The organism is Streptomyces sp. NBC_00576, assembly GCF_036345175.1.
Lineage (GTDB): Bacteria > Actinomycetota > Actinomycetes > Streptomycetales > Streptomycetaceae > Streptomyces.
In genome coordinates this window covers 10,372,225-10,386,765 of the sequence record NZ_CP107780.1, presented here as the reverse complement: position 1 = coordinate 10,386,765, position 14,541 = coordinate 10,372,225, and the positions used below count along the sequence as shown (strand labels likewise).

Below are 14,541 nucleotides of genomic sequence, written 5' to 3'. Positions count from 1 at the left end.
GCGGACCTCCTCGGCTCCCCGCGCCCGCTCGCCCCGACTACTCCGAATGCCTGACGCCCGAATCCGCCCTACAGTGCACATATGGAGCACGCACTCAGTCCCGCGACGCTCACCGAACTGCGGCGCCCGCGCCCCTACCCCGCGGTCTCCGTACTGACGCCGACACACCGCCGCGAACCCGACAACGCACAGGATCCGGTTCGGCTGCGCAACGCCGTGGCCGAGGCCAAGAAGCGCCTGGAGGCCGATCCGGCCGTCACCCGCGAGCGGCGCGTCGACGTCGCCGACCAGCTCGACCGGGCCCTCGCCGAGGTGGATCTCGCGCACGCCGAGGACGGTCTGGTGATCTTCGCGGCGCCCGGGGAGCACCAGGTGTGGTCCCTGGCCAGGCCGGTGCCCGAGCGGGTGGTGCTCTCGGACACCTTCCTGACCCGGAACCTGGTCTCCGCGCACGCCGCCGAACGGCCGTTCTGGGTGCTGTCGGTCGCCGCCGACCGTGTTTCGCTGTGGAACGGCGGCACGGACCGCGTCGCCGAGGAGAAAACCGGCGGCTTTCCGCTGAGCCGGAGCCTGGTGGACCCGGACGCCGAGCGTCAGGAGCGTGTCGGCGATCTGCCGAGCACCTTCCGGGACGAGCACACGCGCCGGTTCCTCCGTGACGCGGACACCGCTCTGGGCCGCGTACTGCGTACCCACCCGCGTCCGCTGTACGTGAGCGGCGAGCCGGCCGCCCTGGCCGCTCTGGCCGAGGCCGGTACCGCCACCAGGGACGCGACGCACGTCCCGCACGGCGGCCTCGGACACGCCCGCGCCGAGACGGTGTGGCAGGCCGTCCAGGGTCTGGTCGCCGACCGGCAGCGGGCGGAGGCCGACGCGGTCCGGCGGGATCTCGAAACAGCCCGTGGCCGACGGGAGTTCGCCGCCGGCGTGGACGAGGTGTGGCACAGCGCCGCCGAGGGACGCGTCCGGTTGCTCGCCGTCGAGGAGAACTACCGCGTGACGGTACGGGACGCCGACGGCGACCATCTCGTGCCCGCCGCGAGCGGAGACCTCGACGCCCGCGAGGACATCGTGGACGAGATCGTGGAGCGGTGCCTGAGCACCGGGGCGGAGGTCCGCTTCGTACCGGACGGGGCGCTCGCCGAGGCGGCGGGGATCGCCGGGGTACTGCGTTACTGACCCCTGCCCCACCGACCCCCGCGTCCCCCGGCTCCAGAGGCAGGCGCCTCCACCCTCACTGTTCCCTGCCCTCGCTCCCCGCCGAAGGGGCGCCGAGGAGGTCGGACAGGCCGCGGTCCACGGCGTCGCCGAGATCCTCTCGCCCCGCCGCCACGACGGCGAACGTACGGAGCAGAAATCGGCTCAGAGCCGGTGTGTCGAACTGGAGCAGGGCCAGGCCGTGCGGCGAGTGGAGTTCCAGGACCGTGCGCGCGGGCCCGCACGGCCAGATGTGCACATCGCCGCCCCCGGCAGGCCGCCGTACACCCTCCTCCAGCAGGCTCCGGGCGAAGGTCCAGCTCACCCCCTCGCCGTCGAGGGCGACCTCCGCCGGAAAATCGATGTGCACGGCCAGCGGATCGGTCGAGGCGTAGCGGAGCGTGGCATGGATGGGGAGCTCCTGCTCCTCCGAGGTGATCAGACGTGCACGCGCGGGCTGTTCGAGGGTGACATCCATGGCAGTCTCCGCTCCGGTTCGGGCCGACGATGTTGAGGCCGACGCGTTGTGCCGACGTGGTGTTACGACCCCGAAATGGCCTCTCCGATTACGCGGAATCCGCAGCTTTTAATGTGAGCTGCATCACTAACACGCGCGGTTTTCCGCAGGGATCGCGAACCGCTGGGCGATTCAGGGGCAACCTGACGGTGCGCCCCGGCAACACACCGCCACGCATCGCACAAAAGGTCGTCGAACACGCGCCTGAATGAGTTGCCACTCATCCCCATCGATCCGCCAAGTCGCGTACCCCACCTACGACTTGATACACCGAACGCGTACCGTTCTCGCACCAGGAGAATCGGCCGAGAAGACTGTGGCATATGCCAGAAGCACCACCGCATCGTGTGTTGCCAAATCCCTTACAGGGCGTCGCAGGCTGTGCAACAGTCGTAACCGGTCCTTCCGTCAGCCTTGGTCGTACCGTCCCCTCATCGGAGTGCGTCATGCCGCCCCATCTCTCCGCGGACCATCCAGCCGCCCAGCCGCCCGCGCGCGGCTCGGTCGACGCGCTCATCACGCAGGCCCGACAGCTCAAGGGTGACGTGGATGCCGTACGCCGGGACGCACCTGCTGACGGATCGGGCCCACAGGAACGCTGGCAGCGCGCTCTGTACGACCTGGCGCTGCATCAACTCAGCGAACTCGACGACCACTTGGCGCAGTTGCGGGACGGCCCGCAGCCCCTGCCCGAGGTTCCCGGCGGCGTCGAGGCGGCGCCCTCCGTCCGTGCCGCGCAGACCGCTCCCCGGGAGGACTCGCTCCTCAGCCGGGTCGGCAGCGCCGAGTGGAATCTCCTTACGGACAAGGCCAGTTGGTCCGGTGAGCTGTACGAGATCCTCGGCCGGGACCCCGCCGCAGACCCGCTCACCCTCGACGAGCTGCCCTCCCTGGTCCTCGACGAGGACCGGCCGAGGCTCACCGTGATGGTTACGGACTGCCTGATCGACGCCAAGCCCATCGACGGCGAGTTCCGCATCCTGCGGCCCGACGGCGACGTACGGACCGTGCACATGATGGGCGAGCCCGTGCTCGACGACGACGGCAGCACCGCCTCCATGTGGGCCGTGCTGCGGGACGTCAGCGAACTGCGCCGCAACCAGCGGACGGTGAGCGAGAGCCGGGACTCGTTGCAGCGTCACCGGCACCACGCACAGTCCGAGCGCCGGCTCGCGGTCGAGCTGCAAGAGTCTGTGCTACCGCCGTGGCGCGGCTCCCTGCGGCTCCCGCACCAGGGACCCGAGGCCCTGGATCTGGCCGCCCACTACCTCCCCTCCTCGACGAGCGCGCTGATCGGCGGCGACTGGTACGACGCCCTCGAACTGTCCGACGGCGACACCCTGTTGAGCGTCGGCGACCTCACGGGACACGGGGTGACCGTGACCTCGGGCATGGCGATGCTGCTGGGCGCACTGCGTGGCATGGCCGTGGCGGGCACCCAACCGGGTCAACTCATGTCCTGGCTCAACCAGTTACTCGACGCGTCCGTCCAGCCGGCCCTGGCCGGCGCGGTCTGCTGCCGCTACCGGCCAGAAACCCGCACCCTCACCTGGGCCCAGGCAGGACACCCCGCCCCGCTGCTGTTCCGCGACGGGACGGGGCGCGTACTGAACCCACCGGACGGCGTCCTGCTCGGCGCGACCTCCGGCGCGGTCTACGGGCAAGCCGAGGAGACCCTCGAACCCGGTGACGTCCTCCTCCTGCACACCGACGGACTGGTGCCCGGACGCCGGGAAGGCGCCGCCGCGCACCGCCTGCTCGAACTGGCCCCGCGCTTCGGCGAGGCGCGGAACGCGCAGGAATGTGTACGGGCGGTGGTGGAGGAGTTCGGCGAGACCGAGCGCGAAGGCGACGCCTGCGTACTGATCGCCAGGGTGGCCCCGTAACAGTCCTCGTAGTAACCCTCCTCGTAACGGTCAAGGTGAGGACCGGTCTGCGGCCTATACCCGCGTGGTGGTGCCGCCCCTCCCCTTCGTCTGCTTCGGCAGGGACAGCTTGATCTCCTCGCGGAGTTCGTTGATCTTCGGAAAGCTGGAGTACTCGGCAGTGAGCCGGTACATTTCGCGCAGCCGGTCCCAGGTGCGACGGGACGAGTTCGAGCCCATCGACACCAGGGCCAACCGCGCGTACCGGGCTGCCTGTTCGGGGTCGTCCGCGATGAAACAGGCGGAGGCCATGGACAGGAAGTCGAAGATCTTCGACCGCTCCCGGCCGTCGACCCTCAGTTCCAGGGCCTTCTCCGCGTAGTACTGGGCGTGCACGGCCGCGGCCGGTTCGTGCTCGGCCAGGGTGCGGTAGGCCAGGGCCTGCATGCCGTACAGGTCCTCCGCCTTGAACATCTGCATCCAGCTCGGCGGCGGCACATCTGCCTTGTCGGAGACGAAGAGGTCCTCCGCCTGACCGAGAGTGCGCCGCATCGCCTGGCCGCGCCCCATCGACGCCTGCGCCCAGGCCTCGACGGTGTACAGCATGGCCTGGGTACGTGGCAGGGTTTCCTCGCCCGAGCCGGAGTTGGCGAGCTTCATGAGGTCGAGTGCGTCGTCGGGCCGGCCCAGGTGCACCATCTGGCGGGCCGCCCGGGAGAGCGCCTCCCCGGCACGCGGCCGGTCGCCGGCCTCTCGGGCCGCGTGGGCGGCGATGACGAAGTACTTCTGGGCCGTGGGTTCCAGGCCGACGTCGTGCGACATCCAGCCGGCGAGGACGGCGAGGTTGGCGGCGACGCCCCACAGGCGCCGCTGGAGGGGTTCGGGATGTCGGTAGGCGAGCATGCCGCCCACCTCGTTGAGCTGACCCACCACCGCCTTGCGCTGGAGTCCACCGCCGCGGGCGGCGTCCCAGGCCCGGAACACCTCGACCGCGGCTTCCAGTTCCTCGATCTCCTGCCACCCGATGGGGGCGGCCTCGTATCGGTCGAAACCGGCAGGGTCAGCGGGATCCGCGTGCAGGGGGTCGTCCAGGACGGGTGCGTCGGCGGAGAGAGTCGGGTCGGTGTGCAGCCAGTCGTGCATGGCACTACTGAGTGCGGAGCCTGCGGTGAGCGCGACGCCCGCACCCACCAAGCCGCGTCGGTTGAGCATGAGGTCCATTCCCGTGAATTCGGTGAGGACCGCGGCAGTCCGTTCGGGCGCCCACGGCACGCCGTCGGGAGCTTCCGCACTCCCGGCGCCCGGCCGTTTCCCCACACGCCCGTGCCGGACCAGACCTAAGTCCTCGATGGTCACGACACGGCCGAGACGCTCGGTGAACAGGGCAGCCAGTACACGCGGCACCGGATCGCGCGGGATCTCTCCCGTGTCGATCCACCGCCGTACCCGCGAGGTGTCGGTCGCCAGCTGGGGGTGGCCCATGGCCGCCGCCTGCCGGTTGACCAGCCGCGCAAGTTCGCCTTTGGACCAGCCGGCCAGGCCGAACAGGTCAGTCAGACGAGTGTTGGGTTGTCCGCTCACGTCAAGCCCCCAGGTTCTCGGCTGAGTTGACAGTAACCGTCTGTCAGATGCCGGTCGACTATTCGCCAGGGTTCGCCAGGGTGCGCCAGATGGTGTGCCACTGGGCAACGGGTGTCAGGTAGGAAAGCGCCACCCCGACCCGGTCACCGAGGGACACTCCCCAGGGTGTACCTGGGAGGCCGGGCCGGGTAGCGCATGACCGTCGCAGGCACACGAAGGGATCTGTTTCTCCCATGTACGCAGCATCGTCCTCCGTGTCCGCCCCTCCCCGGCTGCTGCACCCTCGCCCGGGTGGCAGCGGCCCCTATCTCGACCCCTCGCGTCCGGCGGCCCCGGCCCCCGTACTCGGTGCCGGTGCCGGCCGGGCGCGACGGCTGCCGGGGATCGGCACCCAGCCGCTCAGCGGCAGACTCGACCTGTCCGGTCCCCAGGGCGCGCAGTTGCGCACGGCGATCGCGTCGGTGCACCGGATCTGCCCGGAGTTCGCCCCGGTTCAGGTGCTGCGCCGCAGCGGACGCTCCGTGCTCCTGGTCGGGACGACAGGGCGCAGCACGGCCGTCGCCAAGTGTTTACTTGACCAGTCCCCAGCCTGGGCCGAGCGGATCCGGCACGAAATAGCCGCTTACCGCTCGTTCGTCCGGCACCGCCCGCCGGTGCGGGTGCCCCGGCTGATCGCGGCGGACCCGGACAACTGCACGCTGGTCATCGAGCGGATGCCCGGCCGGGTCGCGGCCCTGCAGCGGCACCCGGCCGAGGCGCCGCCGCGTGCGGACATCAGGGCAGCGCTCAGCGCGATCTGCCGGCTCAACAGCTGGCGTCCGCCCGCGGGCACGTTCGACGCTCCGCTGGACTACGCGGCACGTATCTCCCGGTATCACGAGCTCGGTCTGCTCACCGACCGGGACATGGGCGATCTCCAGAAGCTGGTGCACGGCATCGCGCACTCGTCGGGCCGCCAGGGGATGGGCCAGTTCTGTCACGGCGACGCGCTCCTGTCCAACATCCTCCTCTCACCGGCCGGTCCAGTGCTGGTGGACTGGGAGCATGCGGGCTGGTATCTGCCGGGGTACGACCTGGCGACGCTGTGGGCGGTCCTCGGTGACGCGCCGGTGGCCCGGCGACAGATCAGCCAACTCGCGCAGTCGGCGGGACCGGCGGCCCGGGACGCCTTCCTGGTGAACCTGATGCTGGTACTGACGCGCGAGATCCGCACGTACGAGCTGGCCGTGCAGCGTTCGATGCACGAGTCGACCCCGGCGGCACCGGGACCGTCCCAGCCGGGTGCTGCGCCGTCCGGCGAGGAACAGCGGCTGCTGCTGAGGCGGCTGCACGACGACTGCCAGCTGGCCCGACGGGCCGTGCGCGCGGCGGTCGGCACTCGCTGACGGGGGACGTGGGCCCGTGATGCGCCTGGACAGCGGCGCATCGCGGGCCTTCGCCATGTGACCGCGCCCGGGTCGCCACGAAAGTTCCCGTACCCCTATTGACAAGGGAAGTCTTCGGTCTCCGGGCATGATTGACGGACCGTCGGGCTGCCGAGCCATTAGTGTGCTTACCGGCCCCGCACGCCCGCCGCTCCCCCCACGCCCGCCCGACCCCGGAGGCCGCATTGCGAGGACACGCCACCGCCCCCGCCCGCCCCACCGATCCCGGACCCAGACGCCTGCGCAGAGCCGCCGGCGCACTCGCCTCCGCGGCGCTCCTGCTGCCGCTGCTCGGTGCGGCCCCGGCCGACAGCGGCGCCTCGGCCACCCGGCTGCAGCGCGCCTTCGCCGCAGCGTCGGACCAGTACCACGTGCCGCAGAGCGTCCTGCTCGCCGTCTCCTACCTCCAGTCCCGCTGGGACACGCACGCCGGGGCGCCCAGCGTCACCGGCGGCTACGGACCGATGCACCTCACCGACGCCCGTACCGCCCTCGCCGAGGCCCCGCACCACAGCGAGGGCACGGAGGACGCGCGCGGCGACAGCGCCCGTCCGGCCCTGCACCCCACCACCAAGGTGCCGACGCAGGCCGAACTCCCGCCCCGCCTCAGGACGTTGCCGAAGGCCGCCGAGCTGACCGGCCTGCCGGCCGAGCAACTCCGCACCGACCCGGCCGCCAACGTGGCCGGCGGCGCCGCACTGCTGGTCGCCGCCCAGCGGGACCTGGCCGAGCCACTGAGCGCCGACCCGGCCAACTGGTACGGAGCGGTGGCCCGCTTCTCCGGCGCTGACGACACCGCGACGGCGGCGGCATACGCCGACGACGTGTACGACGTGCTCCGCACCGGCGAGGAGCGTACGACGGACGAGGGACAGCTGGTCGCCCTCGCCGCGCGCCCCGAACTGGCTCCCGACACCGCCCAGTTGAAGCGGACCGGGCTGCGGAAGGTGTCCGCGGCAGGCACCGAGTGCCCGGCGACGGTGTCCTGCGAGTGGATTCCGGCGCCGTACGAGGAGTTCGGCGAGGGCGACTACGGCAACCACGACCTGGGCAACCGGCCGGCCGACCAGAGCATCCGGTACATCGTCGTCCATGACACCGAGGGCGCCTGGGACGGCGTACTGAACATGGTCCAGGACCCGACCTACGTGTCGTGGAACTACACGCTGCGCTCGACGGACGGGCACATCGCGCAGCACGTCAAGGCGAAGGACGTGGCCTGGCACGCGGGGAACTGGTACGTCAACGCCAAGTCGATCGGGCTCGAGCACGAGGGGTTCCTGGCGAACCCGGACGCCTGGTACACGGAGGCGATGTACCGGGCGTCGGCCCGGCTGGTGAAGTACCTGGCGACGAAGTACGGCATCCCGCTGGACCGGCAGCACATCCTCGGCCATGACAACGTGCCGGGGCCGACCACCTCGACGGTTTCCGGGATGCACACCGACCCGGGCCCGTACTGGGACTGGCAGCACTACTTCACGCTGCTGGGCCACCCCTTCGAGCGCACGGCTCGCCTGCGAGGCGACAGCGAAGTGGTGACGATCCGGCCGGACTACGCGTCGAACCGGCCGACGTACACGGGCTGTGTCACGTCGGGCCAGGCGTGCGCGGCCCACGGGTCGAGCGAGGTGCGGCTGTACTCACAGCCGGACACCACGTCGGCGCTCGTCAAGGACATCGGAACGCACCCCTCGGGCGGCGTCTCGTCGATCGACGTCAACGACGTCGGGTCGCGCGTCTCCACCGGCCAGCAGTACGCGGTCGCGGAGCGCAGGGGTGACTGGACGGCGATCTGGTATCTGGGCCAGAAGGCCTGGTTCCAGAACCCGGCCACGAACCCGACGGCGGTGAGTGCCGTCGGCGCGGTCGTGACCCCGAAGGACGGTCTGACGGAGATCCCCGTGTACGGGAGGGCGTATCCGGAGGCCTCGGCCTATCCGGCGGGCGTGCCCGCCCAGGCGGTCTCGCCGCTGCCGTACAAGCTGCCCGCAGGCCAGAAGTACGTGGCCGGGGAGAAGGTGCCGGGCGAGTACTACTACGCCGTCACCTTCGACACGGCCTCGCACCGGGTCGTCGTCGGCAAGGATCTGTACTACGAGATCCAGTTCGGCCACCGGGTGGCGTTCGTCCGGGCGGCGGACGTACGAGTCACTCTCTCCTGACCCACCGGGCACAGGGCTGAGGGCCGGTTCCGCCGCGCGGCGGAACCGGCCCTCAGCCCTACGGACATCGCTTCAGGCGGTCTGGAAGAGCTCTGCGGGCAGCGGCTTCAGCAGGGCGTACAGGTCGTCTGTGATCGGACGGTCCCAGGCCGCGATGGTCACCAGGACGTTGTCGCTGCGGTCGAACTGCACGCAGGCGATGCGGCCCTCGGAGAGCTTGAGACGGCGCACGATCAGGAGGTTGTCACCCTGCATCACCGGGACGTCCTCGGTGCCGACGACCGTGACCTCCTCCTCGTTCTCCAGGGCCAGAAGCAGCTGGGCCACCTCGAACGGGACCTCGTCCTCGGCGACGTCACGGGCCGGGGAGCCCTCCGGCAGGTTGCCGATGACCATCGCGGGGCCGCGGCCGCCGAACAGGTCGTAGCGCAGGAACACGCCCTGGCAACTGCCGTCGGGGGCGGGCAGCAGGCCCGCGCCGAGATTGCCGGGCCAGTCGCCCGGATCCATGGCCAGGACATCGAAGTCGGGGCCGGCGGGAGTGGCGCTGCGGCGGCGGAGGAACGACATACGGCAATGGTACGTGCCCGGCCGAACCTCATGTCCCACGGGAGCCGCCCACGCACGCCGTACTGCTAGCTCGCCTGCTTGTGCCGCTCGTGGTGGCGGGCGACGCGGGCCCGGTTCCCGCAGGCGGGTTTGCACCACTCCTGCCGCGGATGTTCCTTGAGGAAGTAGCGCACGCAGCGCGGCGCGTGGCAGGCCCGCAGCCGTTCCCGGTCCGCACCGGCGAGAAAGGCGACGGCTGCCTGCGCGAGCACCGCCACGACCTCCCCCTCACCTCGTACGCCCTGATGCCGTACGACGGGTTCGGTGTCGTCGGCCCAGTCGAGCACGGGGACGGTGGGGGTACGGGCGGCTGCCGCGTTGAGCCGGCGCAGTGCCTCGGCCAGGGGCAGCAGTCGGGCCGCGTCCGCCGGGCTCGGTTCCCCGGGCCGGACGGCGCGGGCGAACAGGGTCCGCACGGCGGCACGCAGTTCCCGTACGGCATTCAGCGCTGCCTCGTCGGCGACGAAGCCGTCGGCGTCGGGCAGGGTGTCGCGGTGGGCGCGCACCCAGGTGGTGAGGCCGGCGGTCTCGGCGAGGTCGTCGGCGATGCCGCCGTCGCCGTCGTGCCGGACGGTGAGCGCGAGGTCGAGGGCGAGCCGCGTATCGCGGTTGATGTCGCTGTTGATGTCGCTGTTGATCAAGTCCCGCATAATGCTAATGCTAATCCCCGGGGCATCCATTAGCACCGCAGGGGCGGCCCTGTCGTTCGCGGGGCAGCCCCTGCCGCGGCCTTACCTCAAGGTCAATGCGGTCTCAGGTCAGGTCGAACTCCCCTTCCCGTGCCCCCGACACGAACGCGCCCCATTCCGCGGGCGTGAAAATCAGGGAAGGGCTGTGCGGGCGGCCACTGTTGCGCATCGCGATGAATCCCTCGACAAAGGCGATCTGGACATCCCCCCGCCCACTGCTGCTGGACTGCCAGTCGGCGTTGCTGAGGTCCAGCTCCGGCTTGTCCCAGCCCGCGAGCGGGTGCTCCTGGATCGTGCTCTCGGCCACGTCCGTGCTCCTCCCGGTTTCGTCGTCCGCCCGCCAGCCTAGCCATCGGTTCCTGCCGCCGACAGGCCACGTGGGAGGGACGCTTCAGGAGGTGGGCGGTTCGCTGCCGACCAGCCACATGGAAAAGAACTGGGAGCCGCCGCCGTAGGCGTGCCCGAGGACCCTGCGGGCCCCGTCCACCTGGTGTTCTCCGGCCAGCCCGCGCACCTGAAGGGCTGCTTCCGCAAAGCGGATCATGCCCGAGGCGCCGATCGGATTGGTCGACAGGACGCCGCCCGACATGTTGACGGGCAGATCCCCGTCGAGTTCGGTGACCCCTGCCTCGGTGAGCTTCCAGCCCTCGCCCTCGGCGGCGAAGCCGAGGTTCTCCAGCCACATGGGCTCGTACCAGGAGAACGGTACGTACATCTCGACGGCGTCGATGTCCCGGCGCGGGTCGGCGATCCCGGCCTGCCGGTACACGTCGGCCGCGCAGTCCTGGCCCGCCTTCGGGGACACGGCGTCCTTGCCCGCGAAGAGCGTGGGTTCGCTGCGCATCGCGCCGCCGTGCAGCCAGGCGGGCGGGCGCGGGGAGCGGGCGGCTCCGGCGCGGTCGGTGAGGACCATCGCGACGGCGCCGTCCGAGGAGGGGCAGGTCTCGGAGTAGCGGATCGGGTCCCACAGCATGGGCGAGGCCTGGACCTTCTCCAGCGTGATGTCGTGCTCGTGCAGATGCGCGTACGGGTTCTTGAGCGCGTTGCGCCGGTCCTTGTAGGCGACCAGTGAGCCGACGGTGTCGGGGGCGCCGCTGCGTCGCATGTACGCGCGGACGTGCGGGGCGAAGAAGCCGCCGGCGCCGGCCAGCAGTGGCTGCTGGAAGGGGATCGGCAGGGAGAGTCCCCACATGGCGTTCGACTCGGACTGTTTCTCGTAGGCCAGGGTGAGGACGGTGGCGTGGACACGGGACCTGACGAGGTTCGTGGCAACGAGGGCCGTGGACCCGCCGACCGAGCCGGCCGTGTGCACACGCAGCATCGGCTTGCCCACCGCACCGAGCGCGTCGGCGAGATACAGCTCGGGCATCATGACGCCCTCGAAGAAGTCGGGCGCCTTGCCGATGACTACGGCATCGATGTCGGCCCACGTCAACTCGGCGTCTGTGAGGGCTCGTTGAGCGGCCTCTCTCACCAACCCGGCCATGGACACGTCCCGGCGGGCGGCGACATGCTTGGTCTGGCCGATCCCGACGACCGCCACGGGTTCACTGGACATGACGGGGCTCCCCTTCGAGTACGGCGACCAGGTTCTGTTGGAGGCAGGGCCCGGAGGTGGCATGGGCGAGGGCCCGGTCGGACTCGCCCCGGTGGATCCGAGCGGCGGCCTCGCCGATGCGGATGAGCCCGGCAGCCATGATCGGGTTGGCGGCGAGGGCACCGCCGGACGGGTTCACATGGACGTCGTCATCCAGCTGGAGTGCATTCCTGAGGACCACCTCCTGCGAGGTGAACGGTGCGTGCAACTCGGCGGTGTCCACGGGCCGTTCGAAGACGCCGGCCTTCTCGGCGGCGAGCCTCGTCGACGGTGAGTCGGTCAGTTCGCGGACGCCGAGCGAGTGTGCCTCGATGCGGTGGTCGATGCCCCGGATCCAGGCGGGCCGCTCGCACAGTTCCCGGGCGCGTTCCCCGGCCGCGAGGATCACGGCGGCGGCCCCGTCGCCGATCGGCGGACAGTCTCCGGTACGCAGCGGATGTACGACGTAGTCCCCGTGCGGCACCGAACCCCGCAGCTGGGCATGGGAGTTGGCCTGCGCATCCGCCCGGCTCCGGGCGGCGACGGCGGCGAGCGCGGGCTCGTCGGTGTAACCCGCGTCGATGAGCGCCTGCGCCTGGAGCGCGGCGAGCGCCACGGAGTCCGGCCACAGGGGGGCCACGTAGTACGGATCGAGCTGCCGGGTCAGGACGTCCCGCACCGAGCCCGGCGAGGACTTGCCGTACGCGTAGACGAGTGCCGTGTCGGCGTCCCCCGTGAGCAGCTTGGTCCACGCCTCGTACAGCGCCCACGCCCCGTCCATCTCCACATGCGACTCGGAGATCGGCGGCCAGGCGCCCACCCCGTCGAGCGCCAGGGTGAAGGAGAAGGCGCGGCCGGCGAGGTAGTCGGAGGAGCCGGAGCAGGTGAAGCCGATGTCGCTGGTCTTCAGCCCGGTCCGGTCGAGCACCTCATGCAGCACGGGCATGAGCATCTCGACTTCGGAGAGCTCGTCACTGGTGCGCCGGTGATCGGTCTGTGCGAAGGCCACGACGGCGATCTCGCGTGTCACAACAGCTCCTTGAACGTCTCGTAGTCCGCGTCGGGTTCGCCGGTGGGCCGGTAGTGATCGGGGTAACGGCCCCCTTCCGTCCACACCGGCTCCACCCGCAGCCCTATGTGGACCTGGTCGTAGGGGATGCCGCCGATCCGGCCGTGCAGGGCGAGGTCGGCGCCGTCGAGGGCGATGTGCGCGTAGACGTAGGGCACTTCGATGTCGAGGTTGCGGGCCTTGATGTTGACGATGCAGTACGTGGTGACCGTGCCCCCGGGGCCCACCTGGACCTGCTCGGCGGTGGCGACACCGCAGGTGGGACACGCGCCCCTGGGCGGGACGTACACCTTCCGGCAGGAGGGGCAGCGCTCGCCGACGATCCGCCGCTCGGCGAGGGCGTTGATGTAGGCGGTCTGGGCGCGGCCGGGCGAGTAGGTGTAGTCGAGGCGGGCCTGGGCGACGATGCCGGTCACCATGGACTCGAACTGCCCGTCGTGGGCGCCCACTTCACCGCCGATCTCGCTGTCGTACGGTTCGAAGCAGGCGATGTCCGTGATCGCGCCGGAGCGTTCCGCCGCCCAGCGGACGCGGACGCGCATTCCGGTGTGGACGGCGTCGGGGCCGGCTGCGTCCAGGGCGTGCAGGAGGGCGGTGTCGGCGCCGTCGAGCCGGACCAGGGCCCAGGCGAAGGGCATGTCCAGGGGCTGGCCGCGGCGCGGGGCGGGGTTCCAGGCCCAGGTGGTGACGGTGCCGGTGGGGGCGACCTGCACGAGGTCGCGTATCTCGTCGGCGGTCACCGGGTCGTACTCCACGGGCGGGACGAGGGTGCGGCCGTCGGCGGTGCGCACGCCGAGGACGACCTGTTCGCGCAGGCCGGTCAGGAAGGCGCTCTGGACAGGGCCCAGGGAGCGGGTGAAGGGGAATTCGACGACCAGGGGGGCTTTGAGGACTTCGGTGGTCATCCGGGGTGCTCCTTCGCGGGATCAGGCCCGCCGGTAGACGGGTGGGCGCTTCTCGGCGAAGGCACGGGTGCCTTCCTTGGCGTCGGCGGTGTCGAAGATCGGCCAGCCCCGCTTGAGTTCGGCGGCGAGACCTTCGGTCTCGGTCAGCTCGGCGGTCTCGTAGACCGAGGCCTTGACGGCCTCGACGGCGAGCGGGCCGCAGGCGTTGATGCGCTCGGCGATCTCCAGGGCCTTGTCCAGGGCGGTGCCGTCGGGGACGACGTGTCCGATCAGGCCGATCGCGGCGGCTTCCTGGGCGCTGTACGGGCGTCCGGTGAGCAGCATCTCCAGGGCGTGGGTGCGCGGGATCTGTCGTTGGAGGCGGACCGTGGAGCCGCCGATCGGGAAGAGACCGCGTTTGACCTCGAAGAGTCCGAAGGTCGCCGATTCGCCCGCGACCCGGATGTCGGTTCCCTGGATGATCTCGGTGCCGCCGGCGACGCAGTACCCCTCGATCGCGGCGATCACGGGTTTCCGGGGGCGGTGGTGGCGCAGCATCGCCTTCCAGTGGAGATCCGGGTCGGCCTTGAGCCGGTGGCGGCACTCCTCCCCCGCCAGACCACTCCCGGCCAGGGCCTTCAGGTCCATTCCGGCGCAGAAGGCGCCCCCCGCTCCGGTGAGCACGATCGAGCGGACGGCGTCGTCCTCGTCCGCCTCGACCCAGCCGTCGTACAGCCCGACGAGCATCGGCAGCGAGAGTGCGTTCTTGGCTTCCGGCCGGTTGAGTGTGAGCACCAGCGTGGCGTTCTCACGCCGAACGGTCAGGTGTTCCGTGCCACCCATCGCCCATCTCCCCTCTGAAAGAACGAGAACAGGTGAAAGAACGAGAACAGGTTGCAGGAGCGGAGGAAGCACTTCAAGGGTTTTCTGACAGGTAGTCAGATTTCTTCGGCGCGGCCCCTTCA

Annotated in this window: 13 protein-coding genes; 4 read left to right on the top strand and 9 right to left on the bottom strand. The window is 70.7% G+C overall.

Annotated elements, in window-relative coordinates; all coding sequences use genetic code 11:
* Positions 1-81 precede the first annotated feature (81 nt).
* Positions 82-1,179 carry a baeRF3 domain-containing protein gene (locus tag OG734_RS45230; protein ID WP_330293195.1) on the top strand — a complete coding sequence of 366 codons (1,098 nt, stop codon included), beginning with the start codon at positions 82-84 and terminating at the stop codon, positions 1,177-1,179.
* 55 nt (positions 1,180-1,234) lie between these two features.
* Here OG734_RS45230 and OG734_RS45225 read toward each other — a convergent pair whose 3' ends face one another.
* Positions 1,235-1,675, bottom strand: a complete 441-nt coding sequence (locus tag OG734_RS45225) for an SsgA family sporulation/cell division regulator (RefSeq protein WP_330293194.1) — start codon at positions 1,673-1,675, stop codon at positions 1,235-1,237.
* A gap of 485 nt (positions 1,676-2,160) precedes the next feature.
* Between OG734_RS45225 and OG734_RS45220 the strand changes: the two genes are divergently transcribed.
* Positions 2,161-3,600 (top strand): PP2C family protein-serine/threonine phosphatase, encoded by a 1,440-nt coding sequence (locus OG734_RS45220; protein WP_330293193.1) that lies wholly within the window; start codon positions 2,161-2,163, stop codon positions 3,598-3,600.
* A gap of 54 nt (positions 3,601-3,654) precedes the next feature.
* On the opposite strand, the gene OG734_RS45215 is transcribed toward OG734_RS45220, so the two are convergent.
* A complete protein-coding gene (locus tag OG734_RS45215) occupies positions 3,655-5,160 on the bottom strand; it encodes a DNA-binding protein NsdB (RefSeq protein ID WP_330293192.1) in 1,506 nt (501 codons plus the stop codon).
* A gap of 233 nt (positions 5,161-5,393) precedes the next feature.
* Between OG734_RS45215 and OG734_RS45210 the strand changes: the two genes are divergently transcribed.
* Complete coding sequence (locus OG734_RS45210; protein ID WP_330293191.1) at positions 5,394-6,545, top strand: aminoglycoside phosphotransferase family protein; 1,152 nt, start codon at positions 5,394-5,396, stop codon at positions 6,543-6,545.
* A gap of 224 nt (positions 6,546-6,769) precedes the next feature.
* Positions 6,770-8,749, top strand: a complete 1,980-nt coding sequence (locus OG734_RS45205) for an N-acetylmuramoyl-L-alanine amidase (RefSeq protein ID WP_330293190.1) — start codon at positions 6,770-6,772, stop codon at positions 8,747-8,749.
* Positions 8,750-8,821: 72 nt separating this feature from the next.
* Here the strand turns inward: OG734_RS45205 and OG734_RS45200 are convergent, their stop codons facing one another.
* From OG734_RS45200 to OG734_RS45170, 7 genes are all read right to left on the bottom strand, one after another.
* Positions 8,822-9,319, bottom strand: coding sequence for a hypothetical protein (locus OG734_RS45200; RefSeq protein ID WP_330293189.1), 498 nt, complete (start codon positions 9,317-9,319; stop codon positions 8,822-8,824).
* Between the two features lie 65 nt (positions 9,320-9,384).
* Positions 9,385-10,008: a CGNR zinc finger domain-containing protein gene (locus OG734_RS45195; protein WP_330293188.1), complete on the bottom strand. Its 624-nt coding sequence runs from the start codon at positions 10,006-10,008 to the stop codon at positions 9,385-9,387.
* A 103-nt stretch (positions 10,009-10,111) separates the two neighbouring features.
* The gene (locus tag OG734_RS45190) at positions 10,112-10,354 is read right to left on the bottom strand and encodes a DUF397 domain-containing protein (protein WP_055523791.1); all 243 of its coding nucleotides are present in this window, start codon (positions 10,352-10,354) and stop codon (positions 10,112-10,114) included.
* 84 nt (positions 10,355-10,438) lie between these two features.
* On the bottom strand, positions 10,439-11,605 hold the full coding sequence (locus OG734_RS45185) for a thiolase domain-containing protein (protein ID WP_330293187.1): 1,167 nt from the start codon (positions 11,603-11,605) through the stop codon (positions 10,439-10,441).
* Positions 11,595-12,653 (bottom strand): thiolase domain-containing protein, encoded by a 1,059-nt coding sequence (locus OG734_RS45180; RefSeq protein ID WP_330293186.1) that lies wholly within the window; start codon positions 12,651-12,653, stop codon positions 11,595-11,597. The genes OG734_RS45185 and OG734_RS45180 overlap by 11 nt, the downstream gene beginning before the upstream one ends.
* Positions 12,650-13,597: a Zn-ribbon domain-containing OB-fold protein gene (locus OG734_RS45175; RefSeq protein WP_330293185.1), complete on the bottom strand. Its 948-nt coding sequence runs from the start codon at positions 13,595-13,597 to the stop codon at positions 12,650-12,652. The genes OG734_RS45180 and OG734_RS45175 overlap by 4 nt, the downstream gene beginning before the upstream one ends.
* Positions 13,598-13,618: 21 nt before the next feature.
* Positions 13,619-14,419, bottom strand: a complete 801-nt coding sequence (locus tag OG734_RS45170; RefSeq protein WP_330293184.1) for a crotonase/enoyl-CoA hydratase family protein — start codon at positions 14,417-14,419, stop codon at positions 13,619-13,621.
* Positions 14,420-14,541 lie beyond the last annotated feature (122 nt).

Bases quoted from the DNA above. Each gene is read 5' to 3' on its own strand.
- OG734_RS45185 (WP_330293187.1), bottom strand. From the start codon at position 11,605: ATGTCCAGTGAACCCGTGGCGGTCGTCGGGATCGGCCAGACCAAGCAT.
- OG734_RS45220 (WP_330293193.1), top strand. From the start codon at position 2,161: ATGCCGCCCCATCTCTCCGCGGACCATCCAGCCGCCCAGCCGCCCGCG.
- OG734_RS45230 (WP_330293195.1), top strand. From the start codon at position 82: ATGGAGCACGCACTCAGTCCCGCGACGCTCACCGAACTGCGGCGCCCG.
- OG734_RS45170 (WP_330293184.1), bottom strand. From the start codon at position 14,419: ATGGGTGGCACGGAACACCTGACCGTTCGGCGTGAGAACGCCACGCTG.
- OG734_RS45210 (WP_330293191.1), top strand. From the start codon at position 5,394: ATGTACGCAGCATCGTCCTCCGTGTCCGCCCCTCCCCGGCTGCTGCAC.
- OG734_RS45195 (WP_330293188.1), bottom strand. From the start codon at position 10,008: ATGCGGGACTTGATCAACAGCGACATCAACAGCGACATCAACCGCGAT.
- OG734_RS45200 (WP_330293189.1), bottom strand. From the start codon at position 9,319: ATGTCGTTCCTCCGCCGCCGCAGCGCCACTCCCGCCGGCCCCGACTTC.
- OG734_RS45225 (WP_330293194.1), bottom strand. From the start codon at position 1,675: ATGGATGTCACCCTCGAACAGCCCGCGCGTGCACGTCTGATCACCTCG.
- OG734_RS45175 (WP_330293185.1), bottom strand. From the start codon at position 13,597: ATGACCACCGAAGTCCTCAAAGCCCCCCTGGTCGTCGAATTCCCCTTC.